At 64.2% G+C, this 18860-nt stretch carries 8 protein-coding genes; 4 read left to right on the top strand and 4 right to left on the bottom strand.

What is annotated here, in order from left to right:
- The first annotated feature begins 49 nt into the window (after nucleotides 1-49).
- The 3 genes from BLQ70_RS15180 (at nucleotide 50) to BLQ70_RS15170 (ending at nucleotide 10282) form a co-directional block, all read left to right on the top strand.
- Nucleotides 50-7486 carry a type I polyketide synthase gene (locus tag BLQ70_RS15180; protein ID WP_091858090.1) on the top strand — a complete coding sequence of 2479 codons (7437 nt, stop codon included), beginning with the start codon at nucleotides 50-52 and terminating at the stop codon, nucleotides 7484-7486.
- A complete protein-coding gene (locus BLQ70_RS15175; protein ID WP_091858088.1) occupies nucleotides 7483-8835 on the top strand; it encodes an aminotransferase class I/II-fold pyridoxal phosphate-dependent enzyme in 1353 nt (450 codons plus the stop codon). The genes BLQ70_RS15180 and BLQ70_RS15175 overlap by 4 nt, the downstream gene beginning before the upstream one ends.
- Nucleotides 8836-8956: 121 nt before the next feature.
- Nucleotides 8957-10282, top strand: coding sequence for a glycosyltransferase family 4 protein (locus BLQ70_RS15170; protein ID WP_091858084.1), 1326 nt, complete (start codon nucleotides 8957-8959; stop codon nucleotides 10280-10282).
- A 25-nt stretch (nucleotides 10283-10307) separates the two neighbouring features.
- On the opposite strand, the gene BLQ70_RS15165 is transcribed toward BLQ70_RS15170, so the two are convergent.
- From BLQ70_RS15165 to BLQ70_RS15150, 4 genes are read right to left on the bottom strand one after another with little or no spacing between them, the layout of a single operon-like run.
- Nucleotides 10308-11096, bottom strand: a complete 789-nt coding sequence (locus BLQ70_RS15165) for a hypothetical protein (RefSeq protein ID WP_091858081.1) — start codon at nucleotides 11094-11096, stop codon at nucleotides 10308-10310.
- 58 nt (nucleotides 11097-11154) lie between these two features.
- Nucleotides 11155-11970 (bottom strand): SDR family NAD(P)-dependent oxidoreductase, encoded by an 816-nt coding sequence (locus BLQ70_RS15160; RefSeq protein ID WP_170843426.1) that lies wholly within the window; start codon nucleotides 11968-11970, stop codon nucleotides 11155-11157.
- A gap of 39 nt (nucleotides 11971-12009) precedes the next feature.
- The gene (locus BLQ70_RS15155) at nucleotides 12010-12858 is read right to left on the bottom strand and encodes a lysophospholipid acyltransferase family protein (protein WP_091858075.1); all 849 of its coding nucleotides are present in this window, start codon (nucleotides 12856-12858) and stop codon (nucleotides 12010-12012) included.
- 2 nt (nucleotides 12859-12860) lie between these two features.
- Nucleotides 12861-14270: a cytochrome P450 gene (locus tag BLQ70_RS15150; protein ID WP_244512032.1), complete on the bottom strand. Its 1410-nt coding sequence runs from the start codon at nucleotides 14268-14270 to the stop codon at nucleotides 12861-12863.
- 313 nt (nucleotides 14271-14583) lie between these two features.
- Between BLQ70_RS15150 and BLQ70_RS15145 the strand changes: the two genes are divergently transcribed.
- The gene (locus BLQ70_RS15145; protein ID WP_091858073.1) at nucleotides 14584-18858 is read left to right on the top strand and encodes a methyltransferase domain-containing protein; all 4275 of its coding nucleotides are present in this window, start codon (nucleotides 14584-14586) and stop codon (nucleotides 18856-18858) included.
- Nucleotides 18859-18860: the final 2 nt, after the last annotated feature.

Raw genomic sequence — 18860 nt, 5'->3', positions numbered from 1 at the left:
GTAACATATCGGCCATGATTGCGTGAGAGCACTGGGATTGTCGAAGTCTATGTCGTTTCACAAGCAATCAACTGACGCAGAGGCAGCCATTATCGGCGCTGGCTGCATTCTGCCCGGTGCGAATAGCCTCGAAGCGCTGTGGAAGCTGCTGCTGGAAGGTCGCAACGTTGTTTCCGAGCGGCCTCGCGGGCGCTGGAATGTCGAGCGCTTCCTGCGGCCGGGCGATCCCGCTCCCGGATTTTCCTATAGTTTCGCCGGCGGCTATCTCGACGATGCGTTCGGATTCGACCCGACGCCGTTCAACATCTCCCCGCGCGAAGCCCAGCAGATGGATCCGCAGCAGCGCCTGCTGCTGACGGCTGCCTGGCGCGCTTTCGAGGATGCCGGCCTGCCGCCCTCGACGCTGGCCGGCGGGAATGTCGGCGTCTATGTCGGCGCCTCGCTCGCCGACTACCAGAGTGCCGGCGCCTTCGATCCGGCCGTCATCGGCAGCCACTTCATGACCGGCAACGCCCTGTCGATTCTGGCGAACCGGCTATCCTACGTGTTCGACCTGAAGGGGCCGAGCTTCACGGTCGATGCGGCCTGTTCCTCTTCCTTCATCGCGCTGGCGCAGGCCGTGGCGGCGCTTCGTGCCGGCGAAGTCGATTTTGCGATCGTCGGTGGCGTGAACATGCTGCTCTCGCCCGTGCCTTTCATCGGTTTTTCGCAGGCGCGCATGCTGTCTGCGACGGGGCTGTGCCGGCCGTTCTCCGAGGCCGCCGACGGTTATGTGCGCTCCGAGGGGGCGGTCGTGCTGGTGCTGCAGCGGGAGACCGAGGCGATCGCAGCCGGCCGCCGGGTTCGCAGCGTCGTCGTCGCCGCCGGCACGAATGCAGATGGCCGGACCAACGGCATCTCGCTGCCGTCGCAGGAAACCCAGCAGCATCTGATCGAGACGATCTATCGGAATGCCGGGTTCTATCCCGAGGCCCTGGCCTTTGTGGAAGCGCACGGGACCGGAACGAAGATCGGCGATCCCATCGAGGCGGCTGCCATCGGCGAGGCGCTCGGCCGGCATCGCGCGGCGCCACTGCCGATCGGGTCGATCAAGTCTAATCTCGGTCACCTGGAGGCGGCCTCCGGGCTCGCGAGCTTGCTGAAGGCGAGCCTGTCACTGGAACAGCGTCTCGTTCCCCGATCGCTGTTTTCCGAAGCGCCCAACACGGCGATTCCTTTCGACGATCTCAATCTGCGGCCTCTCGTCCAGCCCCTCGCCTTGCCGTCCGATGGGCGCGATCTCTTCGCCGGTGTCTGCAATTACGGCTTCGGCGGCACCAATGGCCATGCAATCCTGCGCTCGGCGCGCGGCGGAGAGCAGGGCAGAGCGAATGGCGCGGCTTCCCGTCCGGCCGAGGTGCTGCTGGTCTCGGCAAGCACGGCCGATGCGCTGAAAGCGCGCGCGCTGCAGGTTGCAGGGGCGGTTTCGGGCGATCTGTCTGTCGCGCGCGTTGCAAATGCGCTCGCCTATCAATGCGAGCTGCTGCCGCATCGGCTCGCCGTTCCCATCCAGGAGAAACCGCCCGCCGCAGCGGATGTGGCGGCAAGCCTGCGGGCCTTCGCGCAAGGTTCCGCTTCCCGCAAGGACAGTTCTGCCGCCGTGGTCCATGGCGCCGAGCGGCCTGCGGTCTTCGTATTCAGCGGCAATGGCGCGCAATTCGTGGGGATGGGGGGTGCAGCCTATCGCGCCAATGCGACCTTCCGGCGGGAGATCGACGATATCGACCGCATCTATGCGGAGATTGCCGGCTGGTCGATCGCCGATCGGTTGCGCGACGGGGTTTCGGACGATGAGCTCGAACAGACCTCGATCGCACAGCCTCTGATTTTCGCGGTTCAGTCCGCGCTCGCGGTCGCTCTTACCGAATACGGCATTCGTCCCGTCGGCAGCCTCGGCCATAGCGTCGGGGAAATCGCGGCGGTGGAATGTTCCGGCCTGATCTCCCGGCGTGACGCGCTGCGGATCATGCACAAGCGCAGTCATCATCAGGAAACGGTGCGTGGCAAGGGGCGCATGCTGGTCCTCGCCTGCCCCGCACTGAAAGTGGAGGAATTGCTCGCCGAAGCCGGCATGCAGGATGTCGATATCGCAGCCTATAACAGCGCGACCTCGACGACCGTCTCCGGCCCTGCCGGCCAGCTTGAGGCGCTCGCGCGCCTCGCACGCAAGAGCCGCATCGCCGGTGTCCCGGTGCATGTCGACTATCCCTTCCATTCGCGGGCGCTCGACGAGATTCAGGAGGCGCTTGTCGCCGATCTCGGCACGATAGCTGTCCAGGCGCCGCGCGTGCCGTTCTATTCGACGGTGACGGGGGAACTGCTGGTCCCCGGTGAGCTCGATGCGGATTACTGGTGGCATAATATCCGCCGGCCCGTCCGCTTCGCCGATGCGGTTGCGGCCGTACTGGCTGCTCAGCCGGATGCGGCCTTTGTCGAAATCGCGCCGCGTTCGCTCCTGGTCGGGCCGATCTCGGATATCCTGCGAGCAGGAGAGGCGCAGAATCCGGTGTTGCCGACATTGGCGGCCAATGATCTTGCCGACCGCGACCCGATCCGCGGCGTCGTCGTACGCCTGGTGGTCAACGGTGTCGCCCATGACCGGGAGGCGGTGTTCGGGTCTGCCCCGACGATGGTCGAATCTCTGCCGCCGTACCCTTTCCAGCCGGAGGAATATCGCTTCGACGAAACGGTCGAGGCGATCAGCGTCCATGGCCGCCTGATCGCGAGCCAGCCGCTGCATCCGCTGCTCGGGCCGCGCGTTTCGGACGGCTCGGCGGAATGGCGCAATCTGCTCGATCCCGTGCTGCTGCCCTATCTCGACGATCACCGCGTCGATGGTGGCGTGGTGATGCCGGCCGCAGCGCTGATCGAGTTTGCGCTGGCCGCCGGCCGCGAACTGTTTGGAGAGGTGCCGCTCGAGATCGCGGAATTCGACATTACCAAGGCGATGACCTTCGGCGATGACGAGACCCGCGAGGTTTCGACCCGCTATTTCGAGCATACCGGCACCGTTGAGATCTGGAGTCGGCGCCGCTTCGCCACCGGCGACTGGATCCTGCACGCGCGGGGCGCGCTCGCTCCCTTGCAGAATGCGGCAACGCTGTCCTTACCGCCGCTCCCGACGGTCCAGGACCCGATCCTGAGCGAGGCGGCGGAAATCTATGCCGCGGCCGAGCGGGCCGGGCTCGATTACGGCCCGCACTTCCGGGCGGTGATCTCGACGCTCCGGGACGAGACCGTCGGCGAGAGCCGTCTGCGGGTTCCCGAGGGCGGAACCGGCGCTTACGACGACCGGCATGTGCTGCACCCGGTCTCGCTGGATGCCAGCTTCCACGGGCTCTTCCTGGCCCGCCCCCAGCGTGACGGAGAGCGCAAGGCGCATCTTCCGATCCGTTTCCGGCATATCCGCGTCTGGAAGCCGGGCGTGGGTGTCGCCCATTCGGTGACGAAGCTCGAGACCGAGACCGACCGCTTCAAGACGCTTTCCGTCGCGTTGATGGACGAGGATGGCGGACGCGTCGCCTCGATCGAGGCCGCGGTCCTGCGCTCCGTGCATCTCGTCAAGCCTTTCATGATCGAGCGGACCTTCCGCGAGGACCGTCTCGCAATCGCTCCGGTCACCTTGCCGGCTCCCGCTTTTGATGAAGCTGGCGGCCCGTCCGAGGAGGCGCAGCAGCTGTCGCTGCTGCTGAAGGCCTTCGCCATTTCCCTGGCGCGGAGCCTCAGCCGCGATCTGCTCTCATCGGAGCGTGGCGATAGTTTCGAAAGTGTCGTCATCGAGGGCAAGGTCGCAGCCGTTGCCGAGCCGCTGTTCGGCATGGCCAGGGACATTCTCGCGAGGGCAGGCGGTCTGGACAGCACGGAGGATGGCACGCGGCTCTCCGCGACATTCGCCATGCCGTCGCCTCAGGCCCTGCTCGGCACGCTCCAGCAGCGTTTCCCGGCGGCAAATCGTGAATTGCGCCTGGCCGCACAGGCGCTGGTCCAAGCCGGCCCCTTTCTGCGGCGGGGCGAGATCGACGCCCGCTCCGCCGGTTTCGCTTATGACCAGTGGGATCTGCGCGGCATCTGTGCGTCGATGCGCGACGTGGCAAAGCAGGTACTCGACGGCTGGACCGCGGCGGCCTCACGGCCCTTGCGCGTGCTCGTCGCCGGCGGCTGGAATGGCGGGTTGACCGAGGCGCTGGCGGAGGCCGTCCAGGACGGGCGCATCCAGGTGACTTTCGCAGTGGCGAATGTCGAGAGGGCCGACGAGCAGAGGCATGGGCCGGGAATGGGCAGTGTCTTCGACATGCTCGTGATTGACGGTATCGAGAAATCCGCCCCGAGTCGTTTCGATGCGCTGATCGGCTTCGACATGCCATTGTCTCCGTTCCACGAGACGAATGCGCTGGCGATCCGCGGTGCCCTGGGGCTGCTGGCTGGTGATGCGCCGATCCTGCTCGCCCAGCCCGGCGACGACCTTCACCTTTCATTCCTGCTCGGCGCGGCAACGCCTGCCATCTGGCAGGGGCATGGCAGTTTGCCTCATGGTGGGCTGGCGGGCATGTGCCGTCAGCTTGAGGAGGCCGGCGCCACCGCAGTGGAGTCGGGGCAGAGTCAGGATGGGGCGCTGGCCTTGATCAGCGCGCGGGGCGCTTCGGTCGAGGCGCCGCATCATGCTCCGAACGCGGTCGCCGTCGTGACCGGGCAGGGGGCCGCCGATCCGCGCGGCCACTACGGCCTGATGGCGGCTCCGCTCTTCATGGATGACGGGGGCGGGCAGCTTGCCGCCTGGCTCGAAGCTTTGCCGGAAGGCGCGCGTGCGACGGTCGTCGTGGCGCCTGAAGCCGCGAATTCGACATCGCTCGACCGGTTGTCCGGGCGCATCGACACGCTCATCGTCGTCCTGAAGCTGCTGGCCGCCGCCCAGCGTCCTTGCCGGATGCTGGTGTTGGCCGAGGCTGCCTCGGCCGGCGACGACATCCGTGCGGGAGAGGAGGCCGGTATCCACGCCTTCATGCGGGTCGCGATCAACGAGTTCCCCGAGATCGACTTGCGCTTCGTCGATATCGCCTCGTCTTCGCCGGCGGCAGGGCTCGCCGACATTCTCGAGGCAGAAAACGCCGAGCGGGAATTGCGGATCACCGCTTCCGGGATCGAGGTTAGCCGTGTCCGGCGCGGCATGGAGCGCGATGCGCCACTCGGCTCCGACGAGCGTGCCGTCCTGCACTTTGCCGACGGCGTCGGCCTCGACGGCTTCGAATGGCTGCGGCAAGCACGCCATGAGCCGGGCGAGGGTGAGATCGAGGTCGAGGTCGTTGCCGCCGGTCTGAACTATCGCGACCTCATGGTCGGCCTTGGTCTCCTCGACGACGACCTGCTCGGCGCTGGATTGACGCGCGCGGCGCTCGGCTTCGAATGCGCCGGACGGGTGAGCCGGGTCGGGCCCGGCGTGACGCGCCTGCAGCCGGGCGATCCCGTAATGGGCTTCGCCGCCGGCGCCTTCGCCTCCCACATCATCTGCCCCGATTGGCATTTTTTCCCGGTCCCCGAAGGCCTCGACCTCGAGGCCGCTGCAACGATCCCCGTCGCCTTCTCCACGGCCTGGTATGCGCTGGTCGAGCGCGGCCATGTCCGCGCCGGCGAGAAGGTGCTGGTGCATGGTGCGGCCGGAGGCGTCGGACTTGCCGCGATCCAGATCGCCAAGCTGCACGGCGCTGAGGTCCTGGGCACCGCAAGCAACGATGCGCGGCGCGCCATCGCCATGGCTGCCGGAGCCGATGCCGTCTTCGATTCGCGGCGGGAGCGCTTTGCTGACGAGATTCGCAGGCAGATCGGCAGTGTCGATGTCGTGCTCAATTCGCTTGCGGGGCCGGCGATGCTGGCGAGCTTCCGCCTGCTCAAGCCCTTCGGGCGCTTCCTCGAGCTCGGCAAGCGCGACTTCCTCGACAATACGCAGCTCGCCCTGCGGCCGTTCCTGCGCAACATCGCCTATAGCGGTGTCGATCTCGACGAATTGCTGGCTGCCGACCCTGCTCTGGTGCGCGAGATGATGGCGAAGCTGTCCGAGGCTTTCGGCAGGCAGGGCTTGCGGCCGCTGACCTATCGCAGCTTCGAGGCCTATGAGGTCGGGGCCGCTTTCCGGACCATGCAGGCCTCCGAACATGTCGGCAAGATCGTGATCCGCCCGCCCCGTGCCGCGCGGACCGACCTGGCCTCGCTGAACTATGCCGCCCGCCCCGGTCTCTATGTGGTGGTCGGCGGCACGACCGGCTTCGGCTTCGCGACGGCGCAATGGCTGGCGCGGAAGGGTGCTTCGCAGATCGCTCTTCTGTCCCGCCGCGGCGCCGTCGATGACGATCTCGCTCCCCAGCTCGCCGAGATGCGCGCGAGCGGCGTCGAAGTCGTCGTCGAGGCGCTCGATGTCTGCGACAAGGCCGCCGTCGCGGAAACGATCGGCCGCCTGGCCGGGAAGCATCGCCCGCTCAGGGGGGTCGTCCATGCGGCGGTGCATCTCGATGACGGGCTGATCGCCAATCTGTCGCCGGAGCGCCTGCGGGCCGTGCTGCGGACCAAGGTGGACGGCATCATCAACCTGGCTGATGCTACCGAAGAACACGCGCTCGACGTCTTCGTCGCCTATTCCTCGGCGACGACGCTGATCGGCAGCCCGGGACAGGGGGCCTATGTCGCCGCCAATGGTTTCCTCGAAGGTTTCATGCGCGGCCGCCGGAGCCGGGGCAAGCCCGGCCTCGCCATTGGCTGGGGTGCGATCTCCGATGTCGGCCTGATCGCGCGCGACAAGCAGCTTGGACAGCGCCTGCGCCGGGCGACGGGCGTGGTCCCGATGCGCGCCTTCGAGGCGCTGGCGCATCTCGGCCGGCTGCTCAGCCTCGGCAACGCGGCCGATCCCGTGCAGTTCTATGCCGGTCTCTCGTCCGGCTCAGGAGCGGATAAGCTCGACCTGCTCAAGAGTGCGGCCTTCCTCGAACTGGCCCAGCCCGGAGGCGAGGCACGGACGATGCATGCCGAGGATCTCGGCTCCAGCTTGCGCGGCAAGAGCCGCGAGGAGGCCGTCGGGATTGTCACCGGTGTGCTGCGCCGCGAGGTTGCCGAAATCCTGCGCATGGCGGAGGGCAAGGTCGACCTCTCGCGTCCGCTCGCCGATCTCGGCCTCGACTCGCTGATGGCGCTGGAGCTTCACATGGCGCTGGAGGCTGCCATCGGCGTCCAGATCGCCGTGGTCGGCACCGGCGATCGCAGCCTGCTCGACCTGGCCGGCACGATCGTCGACCAGCTCGATCAAACCGAGGGAGAGGAAGCGGCCGAGCCCGCCTCTTCGGAGAACATGCAGGCGACCATCATCCGGCTTGCCACTGCCCATTCGAAGATGGACATCTCCCCGGAACAGGCGAGTGAGATCGAGGAGATGGTTCGCCGGCCCAGCCGCGGCGCCGCAGAATGAGTGACGAGAACAAGCCCCTGTCCGATGGCGCCCTCGCCGATCTGCTGATGCAGATGAAGCAGGCGCCGCTCACCGCGACGGCTTCGGCTGCGCGGACCGCGCGGCCGCGAGCGCGCGTCAGCATGGCCTTCGAGGATCATCCGCTCTACCAGCAGATGAAGTTCCAGAGGGGCTTTGCCGATTTCGCCAAGCTGCAGAATCCCTATTACCGCCTGCACGATGCCCAGGCCGGCGCGACCTCGGTGATCGCTGGCAAGCCTGTCATCAATTTCGCCTCCTACGACTATCTCGGCCTGAACGGCCACCGCGAGATCGCCGATGCCGTGGGCGAGGCCGTGGCGGCGTTCGGGACCTCGGTCTCGGCCAGCCGGATCACGGCCGGCGAGCGCCGCGTCCATCGCGATCTCGAACAGGCGCTGGCCCGCAATTACGAGGCGGAGGACTGTATCGCCTTCGTCTCCGGCCATGCAGGCGCGGTCTCCTCGATCGCGACGCTGCTCGGGCCGAAGGATCTGATCCTCCATGACGCCCTGATCCATAACTGCGTCGTGGTCGGCGCCCAGTTGTCCGGCGCGACGCGGCGGTTCTTCCCGCATAACGATCTCGATGCGCTCGAAGCCATGCTGGCGGCGGACCGGCATCGTTTCGAGCGCGTGCTGATCGTCAGCGAAGGCCTGTTCTCGATGGATGGCGACGGCCCCGATCTGGCGCGCCTCGTCGCGATCAAGCAGGATTTCTCCGCCTGGCTGATGATCGACGACGCCCATGGCCTGGGCGTGCTCGGCGCCACTGGGCGCGGCATTTTCGAGCATCAGGGCGTCGCGCCGGATAGCGTCGACCTCTGGCTCGGGACGCTGTCGAAGTCACTCGTCAGTTGCGGCGGCTATGTCGCCGGCTGCGCCGCCGTGGTCGATCTGCTGAAGCATCAGGCACCGGGCTTCGTCTACAGCGTCGGCATGCCCGCATCGAATGCGGTAGCGGCCACTGTCGCGCTCGATCTGATGGTGCGCGAGCCGGATCGCATCGCGCGGCTTCAGCAGCAATCACAGCGGTTTCGTACGCGGGCGCAGAATGCCGGGCTCGATACCGGCGAAAGCTGGGGTTTCGGCGTCGTGCCGATCGTCATCGGCGAGACCGTGCCGACCGTCATGTTGGCGCAGAGCCTGCTCGATCAGGGCATCAACGCCTTTCCGATCGTTCCGCCGGGCGTGCCCGAGAAGGCGGCGCGTCTGCGCTTCTTCATCAATGCGAGCCATACCGACAGCCAGATCGACGATGCCGTCGACAGTCTTGTCCGGGAAATCCGCAATCTCGGCGATGCGTCGCTGAAACAGATCCTGCAAGGCTGAGCCGGACATCGAGCGGCGCTCGGTCGGTCTTTCCGGATCGGAGCTTGATGAAGCGTGCCTGGCCGCACCATTCTGCAGGCGACCGCTTGAAACGAGACCGTCAAAGAAGGGGCCAGAGCCGGTGCCGAAGAATATCCTCCTCGAAGCCCACGCGACCCTGCTCAAGCAGGGCACCGGCATCGCGACCTATGCCCGCAACCTCGCGAGCACGGCGACCGGCCTGGGTTACGATGTGGAACTGCTGATCGGTACCGAGCAGCGCATCAACCGCCGGGACCCGCTTCTGTCGGAAGTCGTCCTCAACGATGCCGTCGATCCGAAGGCCATCGATCCGCTGAAGCAGGTCGCCCGCGCGATCGACTGGACGACCGGTGTCCCCGGTGGCGTCAAGGCGCAGCGCCTCCCGGCCCCGCGCATCGTTGTCGACCGAGGTTCCGGCGCCTCCACGGAGCGAAGCCATCCGACTTATGGCGCGGTGCGGCTCTGGGAGCGTGCCTCCATGCATTTCAACCGCTTCGGGCATCGCATGCCGGTGCGGTCCGAGGGGCGGCATGACCTGTTCCATGTGACGCGCCCGACGCCGGCCTTCGTCAAGGGCGCGGCGAATATCTACACGATCCACGATATCGTGCCGCTGCGTCTGCCCTACGCGACTTTGGACAAGAAGAAATACTTCTACTCCATGATCAAGCATCTTGCGGAGAAGGCCGATCACATCGTCACGGTCTCGGAGTTCACGCGCAAGGACGTCCAGGAATTCTTCAAGATACCGGACGATCGCATCACCAATACCTGGCAATCGGTCTCGATGAGCGAGGCGGCCCTGTCCGTTTCGGACGAGGAGGCGGCGCGCGACGTCGACAATCGCTACGGGTTGGCGTTCAAGGAGTATTTCCTGTTCCTGGGCGCCATTGAGCCCAAGAAGAACATCTCGCGATTGGTCGAGGCCTATGCCGCATCGGGGTCGACCCGGCCGCTCATCCTGGTCGGCGGCCTCGGCTGGCTCTACGAGCAGGATGTCGAGATGCTCAAGGACGAGCGCCTGCTGAGCTGGCGGTTCGACGGTTCGCATATCCGGCCGGAACGGCGCGTCCAGCGCTTGCCCTATGTCCCACTGGGCTCGCTCCTGTCCCTGATCCGCGGCGCGCGGGGCGTCCTTTTCCCCTCGCTCTATGAAGGCTTCGGGCTACCGATCCTGGAAGCCATGATGTTGGGGACCCCGGTGATCACCTCCAACACCAGCTCCTTGCCGGAGGTGGCCGGGGATGCGGCCATGCTGGTCAACCCCTACCATATCGAGGAGATCCGCGATGCGATCCGGACCCTCGATGCCGATGCCGACCTGCGCGCGGAGTTAGTCAAACGCGGGCGGAAGCGTGCCGAATTCTTCTCCCCGGCACGACATGCCGAGCGGGTGAAGGCCGTCTACGATCGTGTTCTCGGCTGAGGCGATCCGGTTCGGCCAGCGCCCTTCAGAAGCCGAAGCGCCGCCGCAGCATGGTGATGAACTGCGCGACCTCACCTGAGGCGCGCAGCGTGAGCGACGCCTGTTCCGCGGCGACGCGGCGGGCCTCATCAGTGTCGAAGGCGTAGGCGGCATAAAGCGCGGCATAACGCTCGCGAAACACGGCCTGATCGGCGGCGCTCATCTCGGAATAACGCAGCGCCTTGCCCTTGCTGAATTGGCCGATGACGCCTTTGTCGCGGAACTTGCCGAGAACGGCCGCAGCATCGATGGTCGCGCCGATCTGCTCGGCGATGGTCCGGATCACGGCTGGGCTGTCGTAGCAGATGGCGTTGTAGGTGAAGACCTTGAGCGCGCCGGTATCAGCCCAGTCCTGGAAGCAGCCGAGCTGGATATCGATCGAGTTCAGCGTATCCGCCACATCGACGAATTCCGAAAACGCATTGTTGCGCCAGCGCCGCGAGCGGGTGCCGTGATCGACCATCGACAAGGCGATCTCGCGCGGGTCTCGGATCGAGGCGCTTGCGAGGACTTCGCCCGCGGCCACCATCTGCGCCACGTTCCCGCGCGGCGGGCCGTGCGTCTTGAGGACGATGTCCCTGTCGCCGATCCGGGCCTGGATCTGGCTCAGCAGCTCATGATCGATGAAGTTGAAATAGTTCTCGACGGAATCCGCCTTCCGGAACGGCTTGCCGAGCCGCACGACCGGCCGCCCGGCTGCCCTGAAGACCTCTTCGGTCATCTGGTAGAGGAAGGTGCTCGCCGATTTCGTGATGCCGTAGCTGATATAGATCATGCGAGCGCTCGCGGAGCGCGCGTTCCGATCGCCCGGCGGTGGCGTGCTGTCGATACGCTCATGGTTTTTGGTCGGTCCCGCGGCTTCGCTTGAGGATGCGCCGTTGCTGCCATGCGAGGACCGGTCTGTACAGGCTGTGAAACCGCGCCAGCCAGGCCATCGTCCGCGAGGGCGACAGGAAGAACGCTCCCGTCTCGGCCTGGGTGATCATCCGTTCGGCGACCTCTCCCGCGCTCATCGTGCCCCCCTGTTCGGAGATCAGGCGGGTCACGGCGGGGCGCTTCGGCCTCTCGCCTTCCAATTGCGGCGTCTCGGTATCGGGCGGTGCGACGAAACTGACGACGATGCCGTCCTCCGCAAGCTCGAGGCGCAGGATCTCCGCAAGGGCCCGCACGGCGAACTTGCCGGGCGCATAGCCGCTATAGCCGGCGATCCCGATGAAGGCTGCGCCGGAAGAGACCAGCGTGATCCGGCCGCCATGGCCGCGCATGACCGGAACGGCGGCCTGGATCAGGTGGAGCGTCCCGAAATAATTCGTTTCCATCTGCACCCGATGGGCGGCGAGGTCGAGATCGCGAAACAGGCCGGGCTCGACGATCCCCGCCGAGGTGATCAGCCAGTCGATCCGTCCGTGCCGGGACGCGATTGCGGCGATGGCTGCCTGACAGGCTGCCGCATCGGCGACATCGACAGGCAGGAGATCGACGCGCGCTGGGGCCCCGAGCGTGGCGGCGGCATCGTGCAGCCGGCCCGGGTCGCGGGCCAGCAGGGCGACGTGGTAGCCGCGCCCGAGAAGTGTACGCGCGCAGGCCAGGCCGATACCGCTGGAGCCGCCGGAGATGACGGCCACTTTCGGCGGGGAGGGCGCTGGCACGGGGCGTTCTCCGTTTGGGGGGATTGCGGTGCGTCCGGTCTACGCGATCGGGCCGATCGAGTCGTCCAGATAGTACCACTGGTCGAGATGGCGCAGGATCGCAGGCTCGATCCGGCTGTTGAGGAAGGCGACATCTGCGAGCGGATCGCTCGGACCGGCATCCATGTGGAACGGCCCCTCGAAATGCAGCCGGAAGCGCACGCCCTCCAGTCGCTCGCAATAGACCACCACGAGCTGCGCCCCGGTACGCCGGGCGAGCTTCGCCGCCAGCGCGAGATTGCCTTTGGCGTGCGGCGGCCGCCCGAACAGGGGCGCCATCATCGTGCCGCCGCGCTTCTCATCGGGGAACAGGGCCAGCACGCCGTTGCCCTTCAGGATGGACAAGGCCCGGAGCGCCCCGTTCCGGTCGGGCGGCAGGACCTTGACGTCGAAGCCGCTGCGCGTCGCATCGGCGATATCGCGATGGGCTGCATTCTCGGGCACCTCCGAGATCGAGGCGACCGGGACGCCGATCATCTGCATGGCCGAAGCCAGCACCTCCCAGTTGCCGAGATGCAGGCAGAGCGCGATCGTCGGCACCTTGCCGACCTGGGCACGGGCCGCTTCGGCGCCGACGAATTCCAGTCGCCCCGACTCCGCAAAACGGTGGACGATGGAGAATTCGGCCATGAGACGCCCGACATTGTCGACGAAGCGCCAGACGAGCCTTTCGACTTCGGCTGCGGGCATGTCCGGGAAATGGCGCCGGATATTGTCGCGGGCCTTCCAGGCGACCTTGGGATCGATGAGCCGGATCTTGAGCCAGGCCAGCCGGGCGCCGATATCGGAAACGAGGGGGATCGGCAGGCGCCGCAGGGAGCGATGCAGCACTCTCTCCAGGGCCTGCATGGCTAATCGTCCCGTCGGATCGCTTGCTGCGGCGCACGCGCAACCACGCGCGCCGGCAGACCACCCTTGGGGCGCAGGGTCAAGCGGCAGACCGGCTCGACCTTGTAGCCCTCGCGCGGCAGAACCTCGAAGCGCTGGGCGAGAATGGCCAGGCACAGCGTCGCTTCATCCAGGCCGAAATTCATGCCGGGGCAAATGCGTGGGCCGACCGCGAACGGGATATAGGCGAAGGGGTCGATCCGTGCGCCGGACAGAAAGCGCTCCGGCAGGAAATGGTTCGGCTTGTCCCAGAGATCGGGGGACCGATGCAGCAGCCAGGGCGCGATCATCACGAGGGCCGACTTCTCGACGTCGATATGGCCGATGCGGTCGGCCTCGCGTGCCTGCCGCGGCAACAACGGAACCGGCGGATAGAGCCGCAGCGTTTCCTGGATCACGGCCCGGCACCAGCGCAACTGCGGCAGGTCGGCGAGCGTCGGCGGCCTGTCGCCGCAGGCCGCGGCGATCTCGTCATGGATGCTCTGCCTGACCCAGGGAGCGTTGGCGAGCAGATACCAGGCCCAGCTCAGCGTCGTCGCCGTGGTTTCGTGCCCGGCCATGAAGATCGTCGCGGCCTCGTTGCGGAGCGCCGTGACATCCAGCGGCTCCCCGCCGCTCTTCTGATTGCGCCGGATCAGCAGGTCGACCATCGAGCCGGCATCGCCCTCGCCGGCGAGATGGGCGTTGATGACGTTCTCGACGACGCCGTGCACCATCGCGACCGCCCGGCGCCGGCGCTTGCCGCCAAAGGCCGGCCAGCCTTCGTCCGCGCCGAGGAAATAGCCGAGATTGAAGGAATCGGCATGGTGCTGATAGGCGCTGAAGCCGTCGATGACCTGTTGGGCGGCGTCGCGCGCGATGTTGTTGCCGAACACGGCGCGCGAAATGATCGTCGCGGTGAGACGCCCCATTTCCTCGGTGAGCTCGATTTCCGCCCCGGCGGGCAGGCCGGCCCATTCGGCCGCGACGGCGAGCGCGGCATCTTCCATCGTTTGGCCGAATTCGAGCAGGCGGCGCTTATGGACGATGTCCGCGACCAGCGGCCGACGCTTTTTCCAGGTTTCGCCCTCGCTGATGAACAGGCCGTCCCCCAGCAGCGTTTCGAGCGCGCGCCGCATCTGCGGGCTCTTCCGCTCGAAATTGTCGTGCCGGGTGACGACGACGTAGCGGATGTGTTCGGGGCTGTTCACGAACACGATCTGCCGACGCAGGACGCGGAAGCTGTCGATGCCGGCGCGGTAGGAGGTTGCAGGCCAGACGGCGATCAGGTTGCGGCGGGCGCCGACGATCATCTGAACAAGGTTAGGGTCGCGCTGCAGAGGCTCGGGATAGGCGGGAACGAATTCGGCCGCTTTATGCTTTTCGATCGTCACAGGATGGCAATAAAGCCTGGTCGGGAAGTTGATCATCGAAACAGGTGGCCGATAATAAAAAATGCGAGGAGGTGGCTCTTTCCTCGTATCAAGAATGATCGAACAAATCACCCCGCCAGCCACCGCGGCCTGTGAGCGAGCAATTGCCAAGATCAAAAGATGCGCTCCAAATTTTGAACAACGCCCTCCACTCCGAGTTGGCAGAGGCTTTCTTCGGCGCGCCGCCGCTTCCGGCTAGTCGATGGACAAGCAGATTGATCGTGCCTAGGACAGTGTTGCATTGCCTTGGATAAGAAAGTCGGCGGAGGCTTGAGTGAAGCGCAAGTTGATGTTGACGGTCGATGTCGAAGCGCAGTCGGCTCGTGCCGAGCGTGATCACGTCGATCGTTTGATCTGGGGCCGTTTCCCCGGCGCTGCCGAGTCGGGAATTGGAACCATGATGGACATAGCTGAGCGTCACGGCGCGAAGATGACCATGTTCGTCGACTATTGCGAAGCAGGAATCTATGGCGATGGCGTCGATGCGGTCGCACGAGCGATTGCCGGACGCGGCCATGATGCGCAGCTGCATGCTCACGCGGACTTCATGCCGGCTCAATCCTGGCGCGATGCTGGTCTTGGATCACAGTTCAATCTGAGTCTCCTCGATGCCAACCAGGCGCGGTTGGTCGCCGACTATATCTGTGACTGTCATGAACGTGCAGTCGGAGTTCCCGCCAAGGCCTTTCGGGGTGGGGGTTACCGTTACAATCAGCATCTGCTCGATGCTTTGAAGCGGCGAGGAGTGAATTTGGACACAAGCGTTAACGTGTCACGCTCCAGTCAGCCGGTCGTCCTGGATCCGCAAAAACAATTCGAATGGACGAACGGGGTCCTCGAGGTTCCGGTCAGTAATGTGCGCGGCTTCCGCGACCATAAACGATTGTTCGATTTCAACTTTAACGCTGGTGCCTTTGTGAACGCAGAGGCCATGGCTGAATATCTTGACGTATTTCACGCAGAACGCGGCGAGGATGCGATCGCCGTGTTGGTGATGCACTCCTGGTCGTTCTTGGTTCTGACGGACCGCCGTTGGTTTACTCACCCTGCTCCTCACTTGGTGGAGCGCTTCGAGGCTTTTCTCAAACATATTGCGCCGACCACGCAGATCGTCACGGCTGCTGAGGTTGCAGACCTTTGGCGAGCGGGCTCTCTTGCCGTCGATCCGAAGCGTGATTTCAATGCACAGCCTGCCTTAGCACCGGTGGTACGCGGTGAATTTTCCGCCTGCTCGATCTGCTTTGCGCCCAAAGAAGCATTCACGGCGATGAATGGACGTCGCTGTCCAGGCTGCGGTTCGCTTGAACGCCAGCGCGGCTTCGCGCTCGCTTACGAACAAGCTGGCCGCGATCTTGTCGATGTCGCTGGGCAATCGGCCCTCGTCTTCAGTCCGAGCGTGAGTGAGTTGAAGTTTTTGCGAGATCGCGGCCTAGGCCAAGCTGTTACGGCTGATATCAGGCCCGAAGCCGGCGCACAGCAGTGTCTGGACATGTGCGCCATGCCCTCGATCCCCGACCGTTCCCAGAGAATGTTGTTCGCCAGCTATCTGATGCCGGTTGTACATGACATGGAGGCTGCCCTCGACGAGGTGGCACGGGTGCTCGCTCCCGATGGGATTTTCATCTCAGTGGAGCCGATGGCTGCGGGAGAGCGGACCCTAGAAGCTCGAGACTTGGAGAGAATCTCGTCTTGGTACGGTAGCGAAGCTCTAGAGAAGTATCGTGTCGGGTCTTTCCGATCGCTCGGTCTCGGGGATTATCAGGCTGCGCTCGAAAAAAGATTCGAGACGCGGCTTTTCGCTGTGACAGACCCCATAACCGGGACCTTGACGCATACGTTCTTTTGCAAGCTGCAGTCCAAGCAGTCGGATGATGGAGTTGCTATGACCTCCGAGCCGCTTTCTACCGCCGCTGAAATAGCCCGAGGCCTGCTGCGGAAGATCGCCGCTGATAGCGCGCAGGGCACGTTCGCTTGGCTCCCGGTCACGCCCGCAGGTTTTACGGAGGAGAGGGACGTTCCGCCTCTGCCCGCCGTTATCGAAAACTGGCGCGCTCTTTCGATGCCAGAAAGCGTGCGCAAAGTGCGGACGCTTGCTGGAGTTCCCATTGTCGACGTCATTCTGGCCCAGACAGTGCTCGATTTTCTGCCAGCGGGCGACGTCGTCCCCTTTCTTGAAGCAGTTGCCGCGCGGCTCAAGCCACATGGGGCAGCGATGATCACTTTGAAGGAGCAACGCCTCACCAGAGGTGAAGCATCTCCGAGCACAGCGTATATCGCGGACAACACCAGCTTTGGGTTACCTGAAGGCTCGCAACTTCATAGCCTGTCGGTGGGTGACGGCTGGTTGAAACAGGCCTTTGCGCGTGCAGGGCTCGCGGTTGATGTAAGCAAGGCGAATGACGGCCAGCACGTTTTTATCGTTCGCCCTTTCCTTGCTTCGCAGGCTGGCACTGATGGGGCAGCGGGGGAGCTTGGGCGGCAATGCAATTTGTGTGGGGAGCCGATCGTCTTTTCTTCCGGTGAACAAGCAGTCTGCCCATCCTGTAAGTCACGGCCGCGCACGCGGACACTGCCTTTCGCCTGCGATGCGGCAATCGCTCCACAGAGCGGGCGGCCAAGCCGTCTCCTCGGCTTCGCCGTGACGTCGACTGAAGAGAAAGTCCTCGGCCGCTACTTCGATACGCTCGTTTCGGCTTCGCTTTACGGCAATTATCGAAAAGGGCATCTTGAAGGTGTCGATGTCCGGAATTTGCATAGCTTTTCCGACGCCGAGTTCGATGGAATATGCGGCATTCTATTGTTCGATTATTTCACGGAGCATGACGCGGCTCTAGCAGAGGCAGCTCGCGTATTGAAGCCCGGCGGTGCACTCTTCACTCATATTGCATCCTATCGCCTGACTGACGGGAATGAAACGCCGGTTAACACGGCGACGATCAAGCCGCGGGACGGCTACTTTGCTTATGTGCCATCGAATGCCGACATGCCTTCGGTTAAAGTGGGGCGGCAGTGGTTCGTCAAAGCAATTGAGCGGGCGGGCCTCGTGGCCAAGCACTTCGTGCTTGACGACCCTGTGACGGGTGAGGCCGCGGATTGGTTCATCGGAATTAAGCCTGAAGACCGCTCGATTGCCGCAGGAGACAAGAAGGCAGCTGACCTGTCGCAAAGTGAGCCTTCATCAAGGCCGAAGGTCGGCCAACTGCATGCCAATCTGCGCGCCAGCGTGCCGCAATCTCCGCTGGACCCGCAGACGCAACCTTTGGCCCATCTCGTCGAGGAAACCCCCGACCGGTTGGTATATGAAGCGAAGTTCCCCGAGCGGCCGGACCTGGGAACGCTGCGTCTCTCGCTCGCTTCTATCCGCCCGCTGGATAGCGTTGCGAGCTTTGATTTTGCCGAACATGTCTATGATGCCGAGCGCGGGACGATGACCGATACGGTGATCCTGTGCGGGCGGGGGGCGGTCGGAGTCAGCGAGGACCTGGGTAGAAGCTGGCGACGCGTCGAAGTACCCGGAGCAGCTGATATTCGGATGTGGAACGCGTTCACGACGCGGAGCGGCCGCCACATAATTCAAGCCGTTGGCTGGCAGGGGCCGCAAGATGGTGTGCCGGATCCGGCGCGGCACGGTGTGCTGTTTCTTTTTGATCGGGATTGGAAATTTCTCGGACGCAGCTTTGCTTCAATCGCATCTTGGCTCGGCACCGCCTCTATAGGTGATTCGGATGGTGCAATAATATTCGGCGACTATCATAATAATTCTGAACGATATAAGCCTGATTTCGATCAGAGCCGCGCGGCCTATATGCAGACATTGAAGCCGACCGGGCTTTGGCGTTCAACCAATGACGGAGATAGTTGGGAGAAAGTCTTCGAACGCAGCCCGCTCGACATTCGACATATGCACACAGTGCAGCCCGATCCCTACCAATCAGGAAAGTGGTGGGCCAGTTCGGGTGACATGGCACGAGAATGCCATGTCTGGAGCTCCCAAGATCACGGAAACTCGTGGGCTGACGTTACCAATCCTCGCCCGGATGTCGTCTTGCCGCTTCCTCCTGAGAAAAGAAGCGCGGTGTTTCGTTACACGGATATCGTGATCACACCCGACTCTCTTCTATGGGGCGCTGACGATCTTTTGGGAGCCGTTGCCGATTTCACGCCGAGGAAGCCGCTTCAGGAGCGATCTGGATCGCGTATCTATTTGTCTCAGAAGAGCAATCCGCTTCAGCCAAAAGAAATTGGATATGTCGGACAGCTTATCCGAAAATTTATCGATGTTGGGCCTGGTTGGTTGGTTCTGACAGAGGGAAAGACATCGGCAGTCGGCCTCAATCCAAAGGTATTTTTCTTATCCAAGCAGTTGGATACGCTTTGTTATCTTTTTGAGGTCCGTCACTACGGTGGAGTAGGAGTCGGTAGCGCGTTCACATACGGGCGCACAGGGCGAGCGCTGACGGAGGACGGTGCCTTCTACAGTTTCAAATTGTCGCGAGATGTTTTTGATGACGGGCAGAAGGCCCTTCGCTGGGAGATCAATTTTGCCTGATG

The organism is Allobosea robiniae (genome assembly GCF_900102525.1).
GTDB classification, from domain to species: Bacteria; Pseudomonadota; Alphaproteobacteria; order Rhizobiales; family Beijerinckiaceae; genus Allobosea; species Allobosea robiniae.
This window is presented reverse-complemented; position numbering and strand designations above follow the sequence as displayed.

What these genes read in the sequence shown, in the direction of transcription:
- BLQ70_RS15175 (WP_091858088.1), top strand. Translation starts at nt 7,483, where the DNA reads ATGAGTGACGAGAACAAGCCCCTGTCCGATGGCGCCCTCGCCGATCTG.
- BLQ70_RS15165 (WP_091858081.1), bottom strand. Translation starts at nt 11,096, where the DNA reads ATGATCTATATCAGCTACGGCATCACGAAATCGGCGAGCACCTTCCTC.
- BLQ70_RS15180 (WP_091858090.1), top strand. Translation starts at nt 50, where the DNA reads ATGTCGTTTCACAAGCAATCAACTGACGCAGAGGCAGCCATTATCGGC.
- BLQ70_RS15155 (WP_091858075.1), bottom strand. Translation starts at nt 12,858, where the DNA reads ATGCAGGCCCTGGAGAGAGTGCTGCATCGCTCCCTGCGGCGCCTGCCG.